This window comes from Streptomyces sp. CA2R106, from assembly GCF_037034245.1.
GTDB lineage: Bacteria > Actinomycetota > Actinomycetes > Streptomycetales > Streptomycetaceae > Actinacidiphila.
Genome location: NZ_JBAGKC010000096.1, coordinates 1 through 3,034, shown reverse-complemented (window position 1 = coordinate 3,034; position 3,034 = coordinate 1). Strand labels below are relative to the sequence as shown.

At 70.5% G+C, this 3,034-nt stretch carries 1 protein-coding gene; it reads left to right on the top strand.

What is annotated here, in order from left to right:
* Nucleotides 1-10 precede the first annotated feature (10 nt).
* On the top strand, nucleotides 11-3,034 hold a 3,024-nt coding region (locus WA788_RS35150), incomplete at its 3' end, for an SDR family NAD(P)-dependent oxidoreductase (RefSeq protein ID WP_335984475.1).

The window sequence follows — 3,034 nt, the reverse complement described above, 5'->3', positions numbered from 1 at the left end:
GACGGGTCGGTTGTCGCTGGCCACGATGCCGTGGCTGGCCGACCACGCGGTCCACGGCACGGTGCTACTGCCGGGGACGGCGTTCGTGGACCTGGCCGTCCACGCCGGCGATCTGGCCGGGTGTGGTGTCCTGGAGGAGTTGACGCTCCAGGAGCCCCTGGTCCTTCCCTCCTCCGGTGGCGTCCAGTTGCAGGTCCACGTCGGCGACAGCGATGGCGACAGCGGCCGGCGAACGGTCACGGTCTCCTCTCGTGAGGGGGAGGGCGAGTGGGTGCGGCACGCGGTGGGCGTGCTGGCCCCGGCCGATGGCGAGCCGGTCCCCGCCCCGCTGGGTGCCTGGCCTCCGGTCGGCGCGGTGGCGGTTCCGGTCGACGACGCCTACGAGAAGTTCGCCCGGCGCGGTTACGCCTACGGTCCGACGTTCCAGGGCCTGCGCCAGGCATGGCGTGCCGGGGACACCGTCTACGCCGAAGTCGAACTGCCCCAGATCATTGACTCCGACGCTGCCGGATTCGGCTTGCATCCCGCTCTGCTTGATGCCGCTCTGCACGGTTTGCTGGCCGCTAGTGACGGCAATGGCGGGACGGAGTTGCCGTTCGCGTGGTCGGGCGTGCGATTGCTGGCCGCCGGTGCGCGTCACTTGCGGGTGGTGCTGGCCGCCGGGTCGGGAGGGATCTCGGTCACCGCGTTCGATGGTGTCGGTCAGCCGGTGCTGACGGCCCGGTCGTTGGTGTTGCGGGAGGTTGCGCCGGGGCAACTGGTCGGGTCGGGTCGGGTGCCCAGGCAGTCGTTGTTCACGGTGGACTGGGTTCCGCTGCCGGCGCAGGCTTCGGCTGCCGTGGAGTGGGTGCGGCACGGTGGGGCCGAAGTGGCTCCGGTGGTGGTGGCGGTGGTGCCGGCTGCCCCATCGGGGGTTTCGGCGCCGGAGGCGGCTCAGTTGGCTGCTGTGACGGTGTTGGGTTGGGTGCAGGAGTGGCTGGCCGATCCCGAGACCGCTGGTTCGCGGTTGGTGGTCTGGACCCAGGGCGTGGCTACCGGGCAGGACCTGGCGGGCGCGGCGGTAGTCGGTTTGGTGCGTTCGGCGCAGTCGGAGCATCCGGGGCGTGTGCTGCTGGTCGACGTCGACCCGGCGGCTGACCTAGACCCGGCCCGGGACGTTGACGTGGATACCGTCCTGGCCGTGACTTTGGGTGCTGATGAGCCTGAGGTCCGCATCCGCCCTGCTACTGCTGACGGCGGGACTGTGGCGGTGTTCGGGCGTCGGCTGGTCCGGGCGGGTGCGTCCGGGGATCTGGCGCTTCCCGCTGGTTCGGGCTGGCGAGTCGATGTCGCCGAGCCGGGTGATCTGGGCAGTGCGGCGGTGGTCGATGCTCCCGAGGCGGGCGTGGCGTTGTTGCCGGGGCAGGTCCGGGTGGGCCTGCGCGCGGCGGGCGTGAACTTCCGTGATGTGGTGGCCGGGCTGGGAATGGTCTCGGATGGCCGGGTTATGGGCTTGGAGGCTGCCGGGGTGGTGCTGGAGGCCGGGCCGGGGGTGGATGGTCTGGTGGTGGGGCAGTCGGTGATGGGTTTGGTGCCGGGGTGGGGGCCGGTGGGGGTGGTGGACAGCCGGCTGGTGGCTGCGGTGCCGCGGGGGTGGTCGTTCCAGGAGGCCGCGGCGGTGCCGGTGGGGTTCTTGACGGCGTTTTATGCGCTGCGGGATCTGGCCCAGGCCCGTCCGGGTGAGCGGGTGTTGATCCATGCCGGGACCGGCGGGGTGGGTACGGCTGCGGTGCAGTTGGCTCAGGAATGGGGTTTGGAGGTCTTCGCGACCGCGAGTCCGGCCAAGCAGGCCGCGTTGCGGGCGATGGGCGTCGATGAGAGCCACATCGCGTCGACGCGGGATCTGGCGTTTGGTGAGCGGTTCTTGGCCGTGACCGGTGGTGCGGGCATGGACGTGGTCGTCAACGCCTTGGCAGGGGAGTTCACGGACGCGTCGCTGCGGTTGCTGCCGCGTGGTGGTCGGTTCGTCGAGATGGGCAAGACCGATATCCGCAACCCCGAGCAGGTCGCCCAGACATACCCCGGGGTGATCTACCAGGCCTTCGACCTGATGGACGCCGGTGTACCGCGGGTCGGGGAGATGCTCGCTGAGCTCGGCGGCATGTTCGAGGCCGGGGTACTGAAGCCGCCGCCGGTGACGTGCTTCGAGCTGTCGCAGGCGGTCGCGGCACTGCGTCATCTGCAGGCTGCCCGGCACATCGGCAAGCTCGTGCTGAACGTCCCCGCCCAGTGGGACCCGCAGGGCACGGTCCTGGTCACGGGTGGGACGGGGACTCTGGGTGGGGAGTTGGCCCGGCACCTGGTCACCGTGCGTGGCATGCGGCATCTGGTGTTGCTGTCGCGGCGTGGCCCGGCGGCGCCGGGGGTGGCTGGTCTGGTTGCGGAGTTGGCTGAGCTGGGTGCTGAGGTGCGGGTGGTGGCCGGCGATGCGGCCGACCGTGACGCTCTCGCCTCGGTGCTGGCCAAGGTTGCGGTGGAGCGTCCGTTGACGGCGGTGGTGCATGCCGCCGGGGTGATCGATGACGCCACCGTGGAGTCGTTGACGCCGCAGCGGATGCTGCCGGTGCTGTCGGCGAAGGTTGACGCGGCGTGGAACCTGCACGAGCTGACCGAGGACATGGGACTGGCCGGGTTCGTGTTGTATTCCTCGGCCGCGGCCATCGTGGGCAATCCGGGGCAGGGCAGTTACGCGGCGGCGAACGCGTTCTTGGACGCGTTGGCTGTCTATCGCCGGGATCGGTGCCTGGCTGGTCAGTCGTTGGCGTGGGGGCTGTGGGAACAGACCTCGGAGATGACCGGGCATCTGGATGGCGCCGGTATGTCTCGTCTGCGTCGTGGTGGCCTCGAGCCGATGTCGACGGAGCAGGGTTTGGCGTTGTTCGAGGCCGCGGTTGCGTGGGGTGTGCCGTTGGCGGTCCCGGCCCGCTTGGACCTGACGGGGCTGTCTCGTGGAGGTCGGCCGGTGCCCGCGCTACTGCGGGGTCTGGCTGGGGGT